This is a genomic window from Rhodanobacter lycopersici (assembly GCF_040812335.1).
GTDB lineage: Bacteria > Pseudomonadota > Gammaproteobacteria > Xanthomonadales > Rhodanobacteraceae > Rhodanobacter_A > Rhodanobacter_A lycopersici.
In genome coordinates, this window is record NZ_JBFOHK010000002.1 from 641,032 (window position 1) to 659,823 (window position 18,792).

10 protein-coding genes are annotated in these 18,792 nt (G+C 65.4%); 5 read left to right on the plus strand and 5 right to left on the minus strand.

The window, feature by feature from the left end:
* Nucleotides 1–133 precede the first annotated feature (133 nt).
* Nucleotides 134–3,286 carry a TonB-dependent receptor gene (locus ABQJ54_RS09765; RefSeq protein ID WP_367854103.1) on the minus strand — a complete coding sequence of 1,051 codons (3,153 nt, stop codon included), beginning with the start codon at nt 3,284–3,286 and terminating at the stop codon, nt 134–136.
* Nucleotides 3,287–4,666: 1,380 nt separating this feature from the next.
* On the opposite strand from ABQJ54_RS09765, the gene ABQJ54_RS09770 reads away from it, so the two are divergent.
* Together ABQJ54_RS09770 and ABQJ54_RS09775 are read left to right on the plus strand one after the other, a co-directional pair.
* Nucleotides 4,667–7,762, plus strand: coding sequence for a TonB-dependent receptor plug domain-containing protein (locus ABQJ54_RS09770; protein ID WP_367854104.1), 3,096 nt, complete (start codon nt 4,667–4,669; stop codon nt 7,760–7,762).
* A 241-nt stretch (nt 7,763–8,003) separates the two neighbouring features.
* The gene (locus tag ABQJ54_RS09775) at nt 8,004–8,384 is read left to right on the plus strand and encodes a hypothetical protein (RefSeq protein ID WP_437343337.1); all 381 of its coding nucleotides are present in this window, start codon (nt 8,004–8,006) and stop codon (nt 8,382–8,384) included.
* A gap of 282 nt (nt 8,385–8,666) precedes the next feature.
* On the opposite strand, the gene ABQJ54_RS09780 is transcribed toward ABQJ54_RS09775, so the two are convergent.
* The 4 genes from ABQJ54_RS09780 to ABQJ54_RS09795 all read right to left on the minus strand — a co-directional run bounded on the left by ABQJ54_RS09780 (nt 8,667) and on the right by ABQJ54_RS09795 (nt 13,212).
* Nucleotides 8,667–10,238 (minus strand): tetratricopeptide repeat-containing sulfotransferase family protein, encoded by a 1,572-nt coding sequence (locus ABQJ54_RS09780; protein WP_367854105.1) that lies wholly within the window; start codon nt 10,236–10,238, stop codon nt 8,667–8,669.
* Nucleotides 10,239–10,257: 19 nt separating this feature from the next.
* Nucleotides 10,258–11,160, minus strand: coding sequence for a Grx4 family monothiol glutaredoxin (gene grxD, locus ABQJ54_RS09785; RefSeq protein ID WP_367854106.1), 903 nt, complete (start codon nt 11,158–11,160; stop codon nt 10,258–10,260).
* 59 nt (nt 11,161–11,219) lie between these two features.
* The gene (locus tag ABQJ54_RS09790; RefSeq protein WP_367854107.1) at nt 11,220–11,834 is read right to left on the minus strand and encodes an SGNH/GDSL hydrolase family protein; all 615 of its coding nucleotides are present in this window, start codon (nt 11,832–11,834) and stop codon (nt 11,220–11,222) included.
* A 136-nt stretch (nt 11,835–11,970) separates the two neighbouring features.
* Nucleotides 11,971–13,212, minus strand: coding sequence for an aminotransferase class I/II-fold pyridoxal phosphate-dependent enzyme (locus tag ABQJ54_RS09795; RefSeq protein WP_367854108.1), 1,242 nt, complete (start codon nt 13,210–13,212; stop codon nt 11,971–11,973).
* Nucleotides 13,213–13,358: 146 nt separating this feature from the next.
* Here ABQJ54_RS09795 and rsgA point away from each other — a divergent pair, with 146 nt between their 5' ends.
* The 3 genes from rsgA to ABQJ54_RS09810 all read left to right on the plus strand — a co-directional run bounded on the left by rsgA (nt 13,359) and on the right by ABQJ54_RS09810 (nt 18,366).
* A complete protein-coding gene (gene rsgA / locus ABQJ54_RS09800; RefSeq protein WP_367854109.1) occupies nt 13,359–14,414 on the plus strand; it encodes a ribosome small subunit-dependent GTPase A in 1,056 nt (351 codons plus the stop codon).
* Nucleotides 14,415–14,595: 181 nt separating this feature from the next.
* Nucleotides 14,596–15,855: a peptidase MATCAP family protein gene (locus tag ABQJ54_RS09805; RefSeq protein WP_367854110.1), complete on the plus strand. Its 1,260-nt coding sequence runs from the start codon at nt 14,596–14,598 to the stop codon at nt 15,853–15,855.
* Between the two features lie 234 nt (nt 15,856–16,089).
* The gene (locus ABQJ54_RS09810; protein WP_367854111.1) at nt 16,090–18,366 is read left to right on the plus strand and encodes an NADP-dependent malic enzyme; all 2,277 of its coding nucleotides are present in this window, start codon (nt 16,090–16,092) and stop codon (nt 18,364–18,366) included.
* Nucleotides 18,367–18,792 lie beyond the last annotated feature (426 nt).

Here is an 18,792-nt window from a genome sequence, read left to right on the forward strand (position 1 = left end):
GACCTGCAGCAGGCTGGAAATCAGGCAAAACGCACAAGGCCGCCGGTTTCCCGGCGGCCTTGTGCGTTTGCTTGCTCCCTCCCTCGTGCCGCCGCCGGTTCGCAGCGGCACGGGGGACGGAGGTTGTCGCTTCTTACCAGTCGTACTTCACGCTGAACTGTGCGTAGCGCGGCAGTTCAGTGCTCACCGGCAGCAGGTACGTGGGGTCAGGCGAGCCGGTCGAACCAAAGCCGCTGACGTAGGCCGTGGCCTTCTGCTCGTTGAACACGTTCTGGACCTGCACCTGCAGGGTCAGGTGCTTGCCGGCCCATGCCGGGACGTAGCTCACCCCCAGGTTCAGCTGGTGGGTCCACGGCGTGTTGCCCGCCTTGCCCGGCGGCATCGGCACGCCACCGCACCAGTGGTACGACTCGCCGTAGCCATCCGGATTCGTCTGGTTCGGGCCGTAGTAGCCCAGGCAGGTGATCGGCGAACCCGACTGGATGATGTACGAGCCGCTGACCAGCCATTCCGGCGTGATCGCATACGTGCCGTAGGCCTTCAACGTGTGCTTGTGCATGTTCGGCAGGTCGCCGTTGGCGTACTGCATCAGCGACGGGAAGTCCCATGCCTCGGTGATCGAGCCGGACTGATGGCCGCCGGACGCGCCCGAGGCGTTGCTGATCTGGCCGACCGCCGAATCCGTCGGGCCTTCCGTGGTGCCATAGCTGCGCGAGAACACGTAGTCGATCTTGCCCATCCACTTGCCGTCCCACGGATGCTCCAGCGACTCTTCCAGGCTGTAGTAGTGGCGGAAGGCGGCCGGGAAGCCCATGACGGTGCCGTCCGACGCCGTGGAGGGATCCCAGGTGAAGGTCTTGTAGGTGCCGTCGGTCGCCAGGTAGCGCAGGGTGTTGCTGCGGCCCGGGTTGACCAGCACGTCCGACTCCTGGCCCGCTTCGCTTGTCGCCGCGTCGGCCGGCAGCGTGATGGTGCCCGTGTCGTCGACGATGTCGCTCATCTTCGACCAGGTCGCCTGCGAGGTCCACACCAGCGACTGGCCGAACGCATTGAACGCCTTCTGGAAGCCCAGCACGTACTCGTCCTGGTACATCGGCTTCAGGTTGGCCGCGGCGACCACCTTCGGATCCTTCGGCGTACCCAGCTCGCCGTCGGGCGAGATCTGCTGGTAGGGGTTGGTGATACCCGGCCCGGACACCGGGATCTGGGTCAGACCCTGGGGCACGCCGTTGGCATCGATGGAGGTGTAGTTGTAGTACGTGCTGAGGTAGCTGTTCGAACCCGCCATGCGGGAACCCAGGCCCGAGGGCAGCGCGAGGTAGTAGCGGCCCACGTTGCCGTACAGCTTGGCGCTGCTGTCGCCGAAGATGTCCCAGCTGAAGCCGAGGCGTGGCGCCCACTGCGGCTTGGTCTCGCGGATGTAGGGAACCATGTCGCCGTTGTAGTTGGTGAACTGGTCGTTGCGCAGGCCCAGGTTCAGCAGCAGGTTCGGGGTGACCTGCCAGTTGTCCTCGATGTACTGCGCCTTCTGCTGCACCGTGAACGAGGCCGCACCGCCATACACGGTCTTGGCAACGTAGTAACCGTCTGGATTGCTATTGCTCGATGCTTTGCCGACGCACTGGTGGACGTTGTTGCAGAGCGTGGTCGGGTTGTCAGCGTTCGACATCACGTTATACGACCAGTAATACCCCGGCGAAGACACGGGGTTGCCGGCATACGACCACTGGCTCAACGTGCCGTCGTCGACGTCCGTGCTGCGCTGGTTGTCAATACCGAAGCGCAGGTCGTGGTCGCCCAGCTTCCAGTCCAGATCCAGGCGGAAATTGTTTTCCGTGGACGCGTGGTCTTCCGTGGGAATGGTGGTGGGGTTGGGGTTGGTGCTGCCGGCGCCGGGGCCGTTCTGGTAGTAGACGTTCTGGATACCCGGAATCGACGGATCCAGGCCCGGGTAGTTTTCCATCTGGCTGAAGTAGGTGCTCTGCATCTTGCCGGCCAGCACGCTCAGCGTGAGGTTGTCGGTGATGTACGAGGTGTACTTCAGGATGTTGACTTTGAACTTGCTCGAGTACAGCGGGTTGTCGACGGCCGCGAAGTTGTTGATGGAGTTCGTGCCGTAGTCGTAGTTGTAGAGGTTGTGGAACTGGTCCAGCACCTTGGACTGGATGTTGGTGTACTCCAGCGTGTTGTTGTCGTTGATGTTCCAGTCCAGCTTGCCGTAGAACTTGGGCAGGCTGGTGCCGTGCGTGGAGAAGTACGGATCGTTGACCGAGTCCGTGCTGTGGGAATTGTCGTGTTCGATCTCGCCGGTGAGGTAGAAGAACAGCGTGTCCTTGATCAACGGGCCGGACACGTAGGCGTCATAGACCGTGCTCCAGCTGCTGTCATGCTGGCGGTTGTTGTAGATATCGCCGTACTGCTGGCCCGGCGTGGTGGATGCAGGATTGACGTAATAGACGTTGTCGTAGCCGGACTGCGCCCAGCTCGGCTCGAAGGTGGCATACACGCCGGCATGGAATTCATTGCCGCCGCGCTGGCCCACCTGGCTGATCACGCCGCCGGTGGAACGGCCGTACTCGGCACCGTAGCCGGAGGTGATGGTCTGCTGCTCGGCGATGGCGAAGTACGGTAGCGCGACACCGCCCGCGTTACCCACCGGGTCGGTGGTGTTGAAGCCGTTGATGTAGTAAGCGTTCTCCACCACGGAGTCGCCGCCGAAGGAGATCAGCGGGGTGCCGGCCGGGCCGGTACCCAGGCCGGTGTTGCCGGGGCCCACGCCAGGCGCGAGCATCGCGATCGATTCGGCATTGTGCGCGAGCGGCAGCTGCTTCAACTGCTGCGCGGTGATCACCGAGGTCTGGCGGGTGGAGGACACGTCGATCGCGGGGATCGAGTTGGCCGTGACCGTCACGCTGGAGAGATTCTGGATGTTCTTGCCGGCCTCAGCGGACGAGAACGGCACCTGGGTGCCGCCGCTCACGCTCACCTGCACATGGTCATGCGAGGCGATCACGTTGCCACCCTGCACCAGCGACACCGTGTAGTCGCCCACCGGAAGGCTGTTGGCACCGAAATGACCCGTGTTGTCGACCGCCACTTCGCGGGTGAGCCCGGTCTGGTTGTTGACGACCCTGACCGTTTCACCGGACGCCACCGGCGCGGTGCCGAAGATCGAGCCGGTCGTGGCCTGACCATAGGCCAGGCCGCTGATGCCAAGGCCTACGGCCAAAGCGGCGGCCAGGGTATTTCGGCGGTACTGGCTCTCTCGTTTGAAGTGATTGTTCATTAGCTATATCCCCAAAAGGCAACCCGAGTAGTTGACTGCGATCGATCGTGCCAGTCGTCGCGTGCGACGAGCTGGCGTTGGTAAAAGGCCACGGCTGATTGATGATGCGGTGGGCAAGTCACCCGATGGGCGTTCTCTTGTCCGGACTCCGAATCGAGTCGTTACCGTGCAATGGCAACCGCCGATTTCCTTCCACGGCAGAAACTAGTTCGTGGCGTCAATGACTGTCAACGCTTTTTTAGCATCTTGCGAACATTGTAGAAACGCATGAAACTTAATGCGAATGCGAAATAAATTGTGCACGTATGCGCGAAACGATATTTAATGCGAAAGTGCGTAGAAACATGTCACGCATCGGTCTGGTCGATCGCGTATCGTCTTCCATATTTATTTCCTTCCCATTCAATGGATTTGCTTGGCGTACCCACGCCGATTTCTTCGCAAGACATTGCAACGGCCGTGACGGTACGCTGCTTGCTGACTCGCAATAGCTCGCCACGGCGCCATGTTGTTTCGATAACTGGCCACCGGCAGGTTGGCCCGAGCATGACTCCCGCGTGAATCATGTGTCCTGCATGTGATTCATCCGTGTAACAGCATGGGTTCAATCGCTGCCGCCGAGTGCGCCCCGCTGCGCGGGAGCAACCTGTGCTGGCCCGTGTCGAGGTGTTGCCGCTTTGCCGCGTCCTGGCCATGCGGCTGACAGGGATGCCTGCATGGCATGCCGGGTTCCGCCGCGTTTACATACAGGGCAGCTGGAAGGGGTCCCATCTCGGGAAACATGAGTTTCCGTTTCCTCCTGACGCGCTGTTGTCACCCAAGCCATCCCGATGATCATCGTGCTTGCGCGATGTTTGTTTGCCGGAATCCAGAAAGTAATTGCGAATTCCGCAAATCGGTTGCCTGCGTGCAGCAGCGGCGTCCCATGGCGGGTACAGTGTTTGCAGGGATTTCGCATTATCTTTCGACATGATCATGTGGTGGCACCGCCTGGAGCGGGCACTAATGCAGCTGATACAGGATCAAGTTCGTTCTCGCGTTTTTGATTGCAGATATCGGCGATTCGCAAAAAAATGATCCGCAAGTTATTGATTGTTGACTTTCTGTTATTAGGGGAACTAAATGTGTGCTGCACGCCCATCGCCGGTCTGCATGCACTTAAGTGCCGCGTGGCCGCAGATCGATCGATATGGGATTGTCGGTAGGTGGAGGCGCCTGCAGGGGTGGGGTATTTCGGCCCTGCTAATGGGGACATGATCCTGGGTTGCCACTTTCAATAGTCAACGAAGTTGCGTCCTGACACGGGGAGAGACAAATCGAATGAACGCCATGATTCCAATGAAGGCCATGAGGTCGACTGGCTGCAGGCCTGGTTCCGCCTTGCGACGCACGGCTTTGGCGGTTGCCATCGTTGCCGGCGTTGGCGTGTCGGGCCAGGTGCTGGCACAGGCCACCACCGGCACCATCTTCGGCAGCGCCCCCACATCCGGCGCGACCGTGCAGGTTATCGGTGGCGCGGGCTTCAACCGCACTGTTTCGGTCGACAGCACGGGTCACTACTCGGTGACCGTGCCGGTCGGCAACTATACGGTCAACCTGCTCCAGAACGGTGCCGTGGTGCAGTCACGTAACAACGTCAACCCGGTCGCAGGCGGCGCGAGCGAGGCCGATTTCGTTAATGCCAGCGCGAATGGCAGCGCGAACGCGCAGAACCTGAGCTCGGTGACCGTGACGGCGAACGCGCTGCCCGCGATCGACGTGACCTCCACCACCCAGAATCTCACCATTACTTCGCAGCAGTTGGCGACGCTGCCGCTGGCCCGCAATTCGACGGCCATCGCCTTGCTTGCGCCGGGCACCACGCAGGGTGCGGCCATGCTGGGCCAAGACTCCCTGGGCAAGAACCTGGTCTCGTTTGGCGGCTCGACGATCGTCGAGAACGCTTACTACATCAATGGTTTCGATACGTCCGATCCGCTCAGCAACACCGGTGGCGTCGACCTGCCTTATGGCGCGATCGACCAGCAGCAGACCCTGACCAGCGGTTACGACGCCAAGTACGGCCGTTCGACCGGCGGCGTGATCAGCCAGGTGGGCAAGAGCGGCACCAACGACTGGCATTTCGGCGGCCAGATGCTGTGGCGGCCGGAGTTTGCGCAAAGCACCGCCAACAACATCTATTGGAACAATCCGCTGAGCACCCAGAGCGGAGAGGAGCTTGGTAATCTCCAGACCTACCAGGCGCCGGACAAGGAGTGGGAGACAGTCTACGACGCCTACGTCGGCGGTCCGCTGATCAAGGACAAGCTGTTCTTCTTCATCGCGGCGGAATCCGACAAGTCGCAGGGCGAGACCAACGGCAGCGTCAACGGGGGCAATATCGCCTACTGGAAGCACAGCTCTCCGAAGTTCTACGGCAAGCTGGATTGGAACATCAACGACAGCAACATCCTGTCGGTGACCAACGTCCGCAACCAGTATGCCCAACAGCCGGAGGAGATCTACGACTACAACAACACGACGCACCAGGTCGGCGATTTCAATAGCCTGACCCAGCGCAACAAGACCGCCTTCGACATCTGGATCGGCAAGTACACCTCGTACATCACCGACAACCTGACGTTGAACGCCATGCTCGGCAAGATGGACGCCACGTATTACGAGTTGCAGGCGGCCTACCCCGGTTATGACCCGAGCCTGCCGAACATCCTCAATTCGTCGCTGGAAAACCCCGCCTACACCCCGAATGGCCCGGTACACACCTCCAACATCACCACGAACGTAAGCAGTCCGGAGCACAAGGCGGAGGTGCTCAACCTTCGTCTCGACCTCGACTGGAAGCTGGGCGACCACGACCTGCAGTTCGGTATCGACAACTCCACCGCTACCGACGAGAACGATGGCGCGGCCATGACCGGGCCGGGTTATGCGTGGCTATATGGTCAGACCGCCTCGCCGACCGCGCCCGTCCCGGGAGCCGGCGGCGCGCTCGGTACTTCGTGCAACAACGGCACGGCCGGTTGCTACGTGGAGCAATACGTGTTCTCGAATGCGTCGACCGTCAAGGTGAAGCAGCGGGCGCAGTATGTCGAGGACAACTGGCAGATCACCCCGAACTTCCTGCTGAACGTCGGAGTGCGTGACGACGAGTTCACCAACTACAACCCCAATGGTGTCGCATACCTGCGCCTGACCAAGCCCCAGTGGGCGCCGCGCATCGGCTTCAGCTGGGACGTGTTCGGCGATTCCAGCATGAAGGTGTTCGGCAATGCGGGGCGCTACTATCTGGCGATGCCCGCTGCAGTGGCCTTGCGCGAAGCCGGTGCCCCGACGTACACCGCGACGTACTTCACCTACACTGGCGTGACCGCCACGGGCATACCGACCGGAACGGTGCAGTTGGCTCCGACGGGTTACGTCAACGGCGAAAACGGCACTGCGCTCGACCCCAAGCTGGTCTCGTCCGAGAACATCAAGGCGGAGTACCAGGATCAGTACGTACTGGGCATGCAGCAGCAGTTCAAGATGTTCGACCAGAGCTGGGTGTACGGCGCCACCGGCACCTACAACAAGCTTGGCCGCATCATCGACGACGTCTTTGCCAGCTTGGGTTATTACCCGGGTGCTCCGTTGTCGGAGAATGCGCTGGCCATTGTGAATGCCGGCCTGGCGCAGGGCGTCGCCGTCAATCCGGCCGACCTTCTCGGCAGCGTCCTGGTCAATCCGGGCAGCACCAATATTCTGACCGTTCCGACCATGAGCGGCGGCTATGGCCAGGTGAAGATGTCGCCGGCGGATTGGGGTTACCCCCCGGCCGAGCGCAAGTACTACTCGCTGGAGCTGTACCTGGAGCACCCGTTCGACGGCAAGTGGTACGGCAAGATCGATTACGTGTTCTCGCGCAGCTACGGCGATACCGAAGGCCCCGTGCAGTCGAACATCGGCCAGGGCGGTTCCTCGCAGTCGGCTACCGAGCAGTGGGACTTCAGCCAGATCATGTCGTACAGCAACGGCTTGCTGGCCAACGACCAGAAGCACCAGTTCAGGCTTTATGGTTCGTACCAGATCACTCCCGAGTGGATGGTGGGCGCCACGTACCTGATCGGGTCGGGCCACCCCAGGTCGTGCCTGGGCTTCTATGGCCCGGGCCAGACCGATCCGTCTACGCTTGGAGGACTGATACCCGGATACGGCTCGTCGTACCACTGGTGCGATGGCGTGCCGACGCCGGGCGGCACCACCGGCTTCACGCCGTGGACGCACCAGCTGAACCTGCAGGTGGACTATCGTCCGGCTTTCGCGCAGCACAAGCTCGATTTCACCCTTCAGGTGCACAACGTGTTCAACGAGCAGAGCGCCTTGCAGTACACGGCGGAGTACAACACCGGCGGCGGTGGCATCAACCCTGCCTACCTGTTGCCCTTCAGCCTGGAGCCGCCGCGCTACGTGCAGTTTGGCGTGACGTACGACTATTGATCCGGGACGTCGTTTAACCGCTCGTGTTTTGGTAATGCGAAAGGCCGCCAGGAGACTGGCGGCCTTTCTTTACGCGCTGTTCGCATTGAGTAGTGACGTCTCAGGCGGTGAGCATGGCTGAGGGGATGGTGGCGGCAAGCCCGAAGGGTTCGGGCGCAGGAGCCACCGATGCGTACCTGCGAACTGAATCGCTGGCTGGATCGACTGTCCCGCCTGACGCCCTACCAGCGTGGTGCTGGTCGTGCGCAATCGCGTGGGGCAGACCGCGGACTTCGGTTTGCCCTCGGGCAACAAGGCCGGACTCCTGACCATCCTGTCGCAGGCGGTGACCGGCGATGCGGTGCGGTGCACCGATGGCAGCGCCATGCTGGTCGCCGCCGCCCGCCATTTGGGCCTTGAGCACCATGGCCTGAACATGCTGCGCGGCGAACATCGCCGGGGTGCGTGGCACATCCAGAACGTCAACGCCTACCACAGCCACTTCAAGGGTTGGCTGCACTGTTTCCGGGGCGTCGCCACCTCCTGCCTGCCCAACTATCTGGGGTGGTATCGCGCGCTGGATCGGAACACGCTAACCGGCGCTCAGGCCGTATCCCTGCTCGCCTTGACCATCGCCGCATGAGCCCATCCACACTCACTGCGAACAGCGCCTTTCTTTTATGCCGCTCTTGGGAAGTCTGATTTTGCTCATCATCCCAGCACAAGCTGGTGGAGTGTTTCGCGTGCGGAACCCCCGAAGGGTGGAGCGAGGCGAGCCGTTCAGAGTCTTCAGGCTGTTGAGCGCAAAATGCCCTGGATTCCCGTTTGACCAGCTTTCGGTTGTTGCAAGGCGCCTCGAAGGGATGACGGGCAAAGAGCAGGTTGTTCGGCCCCTTCCTTGATGCCGCACCACAGAGGCGGGAGCCTATTCGATCTCCAGCCGCTGCAGAAGGTCGCGCAATGGATCGAGCAAGGCGCCGTAACGGGATGCGCGCGATGTGTTCGTCTGCAAGGGCTGTCGAACCTGGGCGGCGCTTGCCGTGCTTCGGACGGCACGGAGCGTCTTGTGGAATTCCAGGCAGTTCGGTTCGAACGGAAGCCCGCAGAACGCAAGGAGTTCGCGGATCTTTCCCTCGGGGTCCGCGAGCATGTCTTCGTAGACGTGGTCGTGCCAATTTTCGGGAAAGCGCTCTTTCCAGAATTTGCACATGCGAACGTATCCGGCGTAGTAGCTCGCCATGGATTCGAAGTCGTAGCTGAAAGAGGCGCCGTCGCTGAACAGCTGGCGATAGCAGGCGAAACAGGTTTCCAGAGGGTCGCGCAAAGTGTTCACGACGCGCGCGCCCGGCAACATCGCCATGGCAGGGCCGATCAGCGACCAGTTGCCGAGACTTTTGTCGGTGGAGCAGGGCTTGCCTTCGCGCCACTGCGCGGTGCGTTCAAGGTATTCGCACCCCAGGCGATGCCAGTCTTCGGCGGTGGCGAGCGGCGCCCATTGCGTCAGGAATTGCCTTCGGCGGTTCGACTCGCCGGTGATGACGATCTGCAGTTCCGAAATCTCGTTGGCGCCTTCCACCATGGAATGGGAGGCGAGTATGTGCTCGGTCAGTGTCGATCCGGAGCGGGGCAGGCACGAGATGAAAATGACTTCATGGCCGAGGTTCGCATCCACTGCACGTGGCATGGGGCGATCAAACGCTTTGATGATGCCGTCGATGCGCTCGCGTTCTGCCTGGATGTCCCACGACACCGAGCGGCGCCGTATCGCGCTGGCGGTTTGCAACGCGTGAAACGATGCTGCCAGGTCGTCCTGATCCTCAAGCACCTTGGCCAGCGCATAACCCAGCCATATTTGATCGTCGGACGATATCCCGGGGCGCTTCAGCAGTTCCTTGATGCGCTCGATTTCGCTGCCGTCCAGCCTGGTCGTCTTGAGGTTGCAAAGCTCGAACCAGGCTTTCGCGTGATCCGGCTTGATTTTCAGCACGCTGCGGTAAAGGCTGGCGGCCTCCGCAATCTCCCCCAGGCTGATTTGCGCATTCGCCAAGGTCATCCTGGTCATGACGTGCGATGGATCAAGCGCCATCGCGCGCATCAGGATGGGCCTGGCTTCCGAGGGTCTGCGCGCTATGTGCATGGCGCGCCCCAGGTTGTACCAGGTGGCAGATTCGGAGGGGGCAAGTTCGCAGGCGTGCCGCATGCTTTCCAGGGCGGTATCGGTGTACTGGCACTGGAACAACGCACTGCCGAGATTCATGTGCGCGTTGAAATCGCCGGGTTCCAATTCAACGGCGCGTTGCAGGAATCCGACCGCCATGCCTGCGTTCCCGCGCATGAGTTGCACGACACCGGAAAGCCTCTGCGCCTCGGCCGAATCCGGCGCGGTCGCCACGGCCTGCTTCAGGATCTGTTCCGCGGTTGCCAGTTTCCGTGCGGCCATGGCGCGGGATGCCCGGGCCAGCAAATCGCTCAGCGACCGGGTATCGGTGAAATCCATGTCCGGCTCCAGGCGGGCCTCAGCAGCTCTCTTCCACCGCCATCATCCCGCCCACTACGTTGTGCACGTTGCTGAACCCGTGTGCGGCGAAGCGTTCGGCCACGTCCTGGCTGGAAATGCCGCGTGTGCAGATGAAGGCGAGGGCGGTGTCCTTGGGCAGGGCGGCCAGTGCTTCGTAGCCTTCGTCTTCGAGGATGCGTGCCTGCGGCAGCGGGGCGAGTTCCGCGCGCGCGGCAGCGGGGCGCACATCGACCAGGGTGATGCTGCCGGCAGCGAGGTGCTGCTGCAGCTCCTGCACGGTGAGCGACTTCACTTCCCGGGTGCCGGGGAACTTCAGGCTCAGGCCCTCGCCCTGCACGGTGGAGACCCAGTCGATCACGATGCCCTTGGCGCGCTGGGCGCTGGCAGGGTCGAAGTGCACTTCGAGGCCGTTGGCGCGGGCCACGATGTCGTGCTCGCTGGCGGGAGCGAGCTGGAAGCCGGCGCTGTGGTCGGGGCCGATTTCCAGGTGCAACGCAAGGCCTTGGGCGTTCGCGGTGCCCTCGCGGATGGCCTTGGCGGCAGCGTCGGTGATGGTGATTTCCGGCGGTGTGCGATCCGGCGCGGCGACGCCGAACAGCGCGTGCAGCTCACCGCTGCCATACATCTGGCGGATGATGTCGGCGCCGCCGACCAGCTCGCCTTCCACGTAGAGCTGCGGGATGGTGGGCCAGTCGCCGTAGGCCTTGATGCCTTCGCGGATCTCGGGGTCTTCCAGCACGTTCACCGTGTGGTAGTCCGGCAGCAGCTCGTTGAGCGTGTTGGTGGCGGCGGCGGAGAAGCCGCAGGCCGGCGCAGAGCGGCTGCCCTTCATGAACAGCACCACGCGGTGACTCTTGAGCAGGGATTCGATGCGTTCGCGGGTGGCGGTGTCGAGGGACATGAGGGGCTCCGGCAAAGAGGGCAATGATACGCCCGATATGCCGGCGCCGCCGGGTGGCTTCAAGTCGCAGGCATCGTGGCGAGCATGGCGTGTGCGGTGGGCAGTGCGGCCTTGGCCCACAGTGCGTACTGCGCGGCGGAGGGGTGCAGACCGTCGTCGGCGAGCAGGGCGGCGTGCTGGCGCGAGATCGGCGTGATGTCGACCCAGTGTGCGCCCGGCCGCAGGGTTTCCTCGCGGGCGGTGGCGTTGTATGCGTCCAGCTCGGCGGCGATGCGCGCGGTGTCGCGGCCGCTGTCCCGCGCGAACGGGGTGACGCCCCAGTCCGGAATCGACAGCACCAGCACCCGGTCGGCGCGTCCGGCGGCGAGCGCGATCGCGCGTTCCAGCAGGCGGCGGAACTCGGTGCGGTAGCCGTCCACGTCGCGGCTGCGGTACTGGTTGTTGACACCGATCAGCAGGCTGACCAGATCCCAGGGGGGGGCATGGCCGGCCGCGTCCATCGCGGCGGCAAGCTCGTCGGTGGTCCAGCCGGTGGTGGCAAGGATCACGGGGTCACCCAGCGGCGTGCCTGCGTCACGCAGCGCGGCAGCCAGCTGCACGGGCCAGCGGCCTTCGGCTGGCACGCTCTCGCCGATGGTGTAGGAGTCGCCGAGGGCGAGGTAGCTCAGTGGCATGCGGGTCTCCTGCGCTTCCTTCCTCTTCGGGGAGAAGGTGGCCCGGAGGCCGGATGAGGGTACGGGCAGCGCGTGGCGGTGAGGGTGCCCGGGCCCTCATCCCGACCCCTCCCCAGTGGGAGAGGGGTCATGAACATCATGCGGCGGCGACGCGTCGCGGCTGTTCCGCCGCCATGCGCGCCAGCACCCGCTCGATGCGCGCGAACACCTCGCGCAGCTGGGGCGGTTGCGGCAGCAGGGTCAGGCGCAGGTGACGGCTGGCCGCCACGTTGAAGCTGGAGCCGGGCACCACCAGCACGTGCTCTTCTTCCAGCAGGCGCAACGCGAAGGCGTTGTCGTCGAAGCCGGGAATGGCCTCGGCCCGCACCTGCGGGAAGGCGTACAGCGCACCGGCGGGCGACACCAGTTCCAGGTGCGCGCTGGCGGCCACGCCGTCGAGCACGGCCTGGCGAGCCTCGTACAGCCGACCGCCCGGCGTGGTGAGCGCCGAAATGGTGGGCGCGTCCTGCAACGCCGGGATCACCGCCCATTGCGCGGTGACGTTGGCGCACAGCCGCAGCGCGGCCAGCAACTGCAGTGCGTCGCGGTAATCGGCGCTGCGCGCGGGATCGCCGGACAGGCTCAGCCAGCCCACCCGGTAGCCGCAGGCGCGATGCACCTTGCTGAGGCCGCCGAAGCTCACGCAGGGCAGGTTGCCGGCCACGGCGGCCAGCGGCTGGAACGGTGTGCCGTCGTAGAGGATCTCGTCGTAGATTTCGTCGGTCAGCAGCAGCAGGTTGTGCCGCGCGGCCATTGCCACGATGCGTTCCAGCAAGGCGCGCGGGTAGACCGCGCCGGTGGGGTTGTTCGGGTTGATCAGCACCAGGGCGCGGGTGCGCGGGGTGACCAGTGCTTCGATCTCGTCCGGGTCGGGCTGGTGGCCGTTCTCCGCGAGGCAGCGGTAGTAGCGCGGCTGGCCGCCGTTGAGGATGGTGGCGGCGCTCCACAGCGGATAGTCGGGGCTGGGCAGCAGCACCTCATCGCCGGGCTGCAGCAAGGCGCGCAGGCTGAGGTCGATCAGCTCGCTGACGCCGTTGCCGATGAAGATGCGCTCCACCTCGACGCCGCGTGCGCCACGCGCACGCTGCTGGGCGGCGATCGCCTCGCGGGCCGTCTCCAGGCCTTGCTCGTGGCCGTAGGCCTCGCTGTCGGCGAGGTGCGCGGCGATCGCCTCGCGCAGGTGCGCCGGCGTCTCGAAGCCGTAGCGGCCGGGGTTGCCGATGTTGAGCTTGATGATGTCGCGGCCGGCCGCCTCTAGCTCGCGGGCGCGGCGGGTGAGTGCGCCGCGGATCTCGTAACGCACGTCCGCCAGATGCGTGCTGGGTTTGATCGAAGCCAACGCCGGAGCCCTCGAGACCGGCCACCGTGCCGGTTTGCGCCGATGCTAGCAGCATGGTGCGGTGCAGCGCGAGCCGGCCCGCGGGCGCTGGGCGGGCATTTCGGAGGCAGGGCATAATCACCCTCACCAGCGGAAATCCCTGACTCATGAGCGACGCCGAAATGACAGAGCGGCTGCGGCGCATCGGCTGGCGCGGCGAAGCGATGCCGGCCACCGGCCGCCAGCTGGCGCGGGTGGTGGCGCAGCACCGCACCGGCTATGAGCTGCATGACGGCGAACACGGCTTCGGCGCGCAGCCGGCCGGGCATTTCCTGAAGCGCAGCCTCGATCCCAGCGAACGGCCCGCGGTGGGCGATTTCGTGGAGATCGAGCGTGGCCAGCCGCCGCACATCGTCGCCGTGCTGCCGCGGCGCACCGTGCTGTCGCGTGCCGCCGCGGGCGAACGCTATGCGCGGCAGATCATCGCCACCAACATCGACTACGTGCTGGTGCTCACCGGACTGGATGGCGACTACAACCCCGCGCGCATCGAGCGCTACCTCTCGCTGATCGAGGACTCCGGCGCGCGGCCGGTGGTGCTGCTGAGCAAGCCGGACCTGCACGAGGACGTCCAGGCGCGCGTGGAGGAACTGCGCGCGCGCCTGGTGGCCGGTACGGCCATCCACGCGATCAACGGCAAGGACCCGGCCAGCGCGGCACAGCTCGCACCCTACATGCAGCCCGGCGACAGCGCGGTGCTGGTGGGGTCCTCCGGCGCGGGCAAGTCCACGCTCACCAACACCCTGCTCGGCATCGACAAGATGGCCACCAGTGCGGTGCGCCACCACGACAGCCGCGGCCGCCACACCACCACGCACCGGGCCCTGCTGCAGCTGCCTACCGGCGGCTGCCTGATCGACACGCCCGGCATGCGCGAGCTCAAGCTCACCGGCGAGGAAAACCTCGACCTGTTCGCCGACATCGAGGAGCTGGCGGAGGCCTGCCGCTTTGCCGACTGCGGTCACGGCAGCGAACCCGGCTGCGCGGTGCAGGCCGCGCTGGACAGCGGCGAGCTGTCGCCCGAGCGCTGGCGCAATTACCTCAAGTTGCGCGACGAGCGCGAGGAGCAGGCCACCACGCTGGAAGCGAAGCTGCGTCGCCAGCGCGGCGGCCGGCCGGTCGAGCGGCCGCATGCGCCCCGTGGCCGGCGCGAGCGGGAATGAGCAACGTGCTGCCCAGCTTCATTGCCCGTCATTCCGGCGCAGGCCGGAATCCAGCCCCGAGCGTGCCCGGCTGTCGCGAAAACCCGGCGCTCCACTTGCTGGATTCCGGCCTGCGCCGGAATGACGGCGTTGTGTTCCGTTCGAGCCGTAGCGTGACCGTCGGTGTCGGAAGGTATCGGGCATGAACAGCACTTCCCCCGACCTGCAGCATTGCGCCGCGCTCGACCAGCGCCTGCTGGCCGCGGTGAAGAGCATCCACATCCTGCCCACGGTGGCGTGGCCGGCGTCGCTGGAGAACCGGATGATCGCGGACTATGCCGCAGGCCGGTTCGCCTTGCCCGAGGTGAGCTACCAGCGGCCCGATCTCGCGGCCGCGCGTGCCGAGCTGGCCGCGATCGAGCGCGAGACTGCGGCGCTCGGCGGCGACCCGCTGGGCGATTACCTGGCGCGTACCGCCGAGTCCTGGCGCATCGCGGCGGAAATGCTGGAGGCGGTGGGTACTGGCGGGGTCAGCGCGCCGTCGATCGCGCTGTACGGCCGGCCCGGCGATGCGATTCCCGGCAGCCAGCGCAGCAATCTCGACGCGGCGCGCTACTTCGTGGAGCTGTCGGACGAGGTGGGCGCCGACCTGCTGGCCGACGACACGCGCGAAGGCATCACCGCCGAGGTGCTGCGCGACGAGATGGCGCACACGCTGGACGGCTTCTTCGGCGCGGGCACGGTGAAGGTGGAGGTCGACCCCGAACTCACCGCCAAGGCTGCCGCGGGTGCCACCCGCATCCGCCTGCGCGGCGGCGCCACCTTCAGCGACTACGACCGCCATCAGCTGCTGGCGCACGAGGCGCTGGTGCATACGCTTACCGCGCTGAACGGCCGTGCGCAGCCGCTGCTGGCCTCGCTGGGACGCACCTCGCCGCGCGTCACCGCCACGCAGGAAGGCCTGGCGGTGTTCGCCGAGCTGATGTCGGGCGCGATCGACATCGCGCGGCTGAAGCGCATCAGCCTGCGCATCCTCGCCATCGACATGGCGCTCTCCGGCGCCGATTTCGTCGAGGTGTACAAATTCTTCGCCGGGTGCGGGCAGAGTGCGGCGGACAGTTTCCATTCCGCCCAGCGCGTGTTCCGCGGCGTGCCGCCCGCGGGTGGTGCGGCGTTCGCCAAGGACAACGTGTACCTCTCCGGCCTGCTCACCGTGCACACCTTCTTCCGCTGGGCGCTGAAGGAGCGGCGCCTGGAGATGCTGCGCCACCTGTTCGCCGGCAAGCTCACCCTGCACGACGTGGTGGCCCTGCAGCCGCATTTCGAATCCGGCGCGATCGCGCCGCCGCGCTGGCTGCCGCCGTGGATGCAGCACGTGCACGGCCTGGCCGGCAAGCTGGCGTTCTCGGTGTTCGTCAACGGCATCCGCATGGGCAAGGTGCATGCCGACGAGCTGGTCTAGCCGCATGTCGGGAAAGTGCCTCCCTGCACTTTCCCGACTCGCCGAGTCCGGCGCATGTCCGGATTCGGCTCCCCCGGTCAGTCACTTGCGCGATTGACCGGCGGGCGATCCCTCCGTGGATCGCGCTCGCGAATGGCTTCACGGAGACCACCGGCCACGGCCCGGGGAGTGCCCGGTGCTACCATGTCGCAAGCCGCCTAGCGGCATCCCGAACCCCACGACAAAGCCCCATCCATGGCCCACTCCGAAGACCTGCGCCGTGCCGCGCTCGAATACCACCGCCATCCGCGCCCGGGCAAGATCAAGGTCAGCCCGACCACGCCGCTGCTGACCCAGCGCGACCTGTCGCTGGCCTATTCGCCGGGCGTGGCCTACGCCTGCGAGGCCATCATCGAGGATCCGAACGCGGCCAGCGAGATGACCGCGCGCGGCAACCTGGTGGCGGTGATCACCAACGGCACCGCGGTGCTGGGCCTGGGCGACATCGGCCCGCTCGCCGGCAAGCCGGTGATGGAAGGCAAGGGCGTGCTGTTCCAGAAGTTTGCCGGCATCGACGTGTTCGACATCGAACTCAACGAGCGCGATCCGGACAAGCTGGTCGACATCATCGCCGCGATGGAACCCACCTTCGGCGGCATCAACCTCGAGGACATCAAGGCGCCGGAATGCTTCATCGTCGAGCGCAAGCTGCGTGAGCGGATGAAGATCCCGGTGTTCCACGACGACCAGCACGGCACCGCGATCATCGTGGGCGCGGCCGTGCTCAACGCGCTGGAAGTGGTGGGCAAGAAGATCGAGAACGTGCGGATCGCGACCACCGGCGCCGGCGCGGCCGGCATCGCCTGCCTCGACATGCTGGTGGCGCTGGGCGCAAAGCCGGAGCACATCCTCGCCTTCGACCGCGATGGCGTGATCTACCAGGGCCGCGACCACCTCGACCCGGACAAGGCGCGCTACGCGCGCGACACCGACAAGCGCACGCTGGCCGGGATCGTGGCCGGCGCCGACGTGTTCCTGGGCCTGTCCGCCGGCGGTATCCTCAAGCCGGAGATGGTGGCCACGATGGCCGACCGGCCGATCATCCTGGCGCTGGCCAACCCCACGCCGGAGATCATGCCGGAGGAGGCCAGGAAGGTGCGGCCCGACTGCATCATCGCCACCGGCCGCTCGGACTACCCGAACCAGGTCAACAACGCGGTGTGCTTCCCGTACATCTTCCGCGGCGCGCTGGACGTGGGCGCCACCGGCATCAACGAGGCGATGAAGACGGCCTGCGTGCGCGCGATCGCGGAACTGGCGCGGATGGAAGCCTCGGACCTCGGCAGCGCCTATGGCGGCGAGGTGCCCTCGTTCGGCCCCGACTACCTGATCCCGCGCCCGTTCGATCCGCGCCTGCTGGTGATGCTGGCGCCGGCGGTGGCGCAGGCGGCGATGGACTCGGGCGTGGCCATGCGGCCGATCACCGACATGGAGGCATACAAGGAAAAGCTCGGCCAGTTCATCTACCGCACCGGCCTGATCATGAAGCCGGTGTACGACCGTGCCCGCTCCGACCTGAAGCGCGTGGTCTACGCCGAGGGCGAGGAAGAGACCGTGCTGCGCGCGGTGCAGGGCGTGGTGGACTACAAGCTGGCCTTCCCGATCCTGATCGGTCGCCCCGAAGTGATCGACATGCGCATCAAGCGCCTCGGTCTGCGCCTGCGCGAGGGCGTGGATTTCGAGCTCACCAACATCAACGACGACCCGCGCTTCAACGAGTACTGGCAGCAGTACCACGCGATGACCGAGCGCCGCGGCGTCACGCCCGATGCGGCGAAGAACCTGATGCGTTCGCGGCCCACCCTGATCGCCGCGATGATGGTGAAGCGCGGCGAGGCCGACGCGCTGATCTGCGGTCTGGTCGGCCGCTACCACAAGAAGCTGGGCTACCTGCGCAGCGTGTTCGGGCTGGACCCGGGCGTGCAGTGCACCTCGGCGATGACCGGCGTGATCAACGACAAGGGCGCGTGGTTCTTCCTCGACACCCACGTGCAGCTCGACCCCGGCGCCGAGCAGATCGCCGAGGCCACGCTGCAGGCGTGCTACCGGCTCAAGCTGTTTGGCATCGAGCCCAAGGTGGCGCTGCTGTCGCACTCCAACTTCGGCAGCCACGACAACGCCAGCGCGGCGAAGATGCGCAAGGTGCGCGAGATCCTCAAGGCCCGCGCGCCCAAGCTGGACATGGACGGCGAGATGCAGGCCGACACCGCGTGGGACGAGGCGCTGCGACGGCGCATCTTCCCCGGCACCACGCTGTCGGGCCGCGCCAACCTGTTCGTGCTGCCCAACCTCGACGCCGCCAATATCGTCTACAACATGGTGCGGGTGATGACCGACGGCGTGGCGATCGGGCCGATCCTGATGGGCGTGGACCGGCCTGCCCATATTCTCACCACCTCCTCCAGCGTGCGTCGCGTGGTCAACATGACCGCGGTCGCCGCGGTGGATGCGCAGATCCGCGCCCGCAGCTAGCGCGCTGTCGAAGACAGCGCGCTAGCTGCGGGCCTCAAATTGGGGGCTGACGCCGAAGCCGGACGCCGTCGCATTCCGCAACGCCCGGCGGGCGGACCCGCTCACCGCCTTCGCCTCCTCTCCCCTGTGGGGAGAGGATTGAGGTGAGGGGTGGGTGCTCGCGACGGCGCATCATCGAAGCGTGCTTCGTAGCCCCCGCGTGGCCAGCGTGCCCCCTCACCCCAACCCTCTCCCCGGAGGGGAGAGGGAGCACCAGCCTCCCGCATGCTCCCGGACGGCCGCCATGCGCCCCCGCATGGCCCCCCATCGACGGACGTCCAACTGGCAGCGATGTGCCGCGAAGGCTAGACTTGGGCGTCGGCCTGCCGCTTCCCCCGGCAACGGCTCCCCTACAGGCATCTGCGCCGCGCGGCGCTGCGGAGAATC

What these genes read in the sequence shown, in the direction of transcription:
- ABQJ54_RS09765 (WP_367854103.1), bottom strand. Translation starts at nt 3,286, where the DNA reads ATGAACAATCACTTCAAACGAGAGAGCCAGTACCGCCGAAATACCCTG.
- ABQJ54_RS09780 (WP_367854105.1), bottom strand. Translation starts at nt 10,238, where the DNA reads ATGGATTTCACCGATACCCGGTCGCTGAGCGATTTGCTGGCCCGGGCA.
- grxD (WP_367854106.1), bottom strand. Translation starts at nt 11,160, where the DNA reads ATGTCCCTCGACACCGCCACCCGCGAACGCATCGAATCCCTGCTCAAG.
- ABQJ54_RS09790 (WP_367854107.1), bottom strand. Translation starts at nt 11,834, where the DNA reads ATGCCACTGAGCTACCTCGCCCTCGGCGACTCCTACACCATCGGCGAG.
- rsgA (WP_367854109.1), top strand. Translation starts at nt 13,359, where the DNA reads ATGAGCGACGCCGAAATGACAGAGCGGCTGCGGCGCATCGGCTGGCGC.
- ABQJ54_RS09805 (WP_367854110.1), top strand. Translation starts at nt 14,596, where the DNA reads ATGAACAGCACTTCCCCCGACCTGCAGCATTGCGCCGCGCTCGACCAG.
- ABQJ54_RS09810 (WP_367854111.1), top strand. Translation starts at nt 16,090, where the DNA reads ATGGCCCACTCCGAAGACCTGCGCCGTGCCGCGCTCGAATACCACCGC.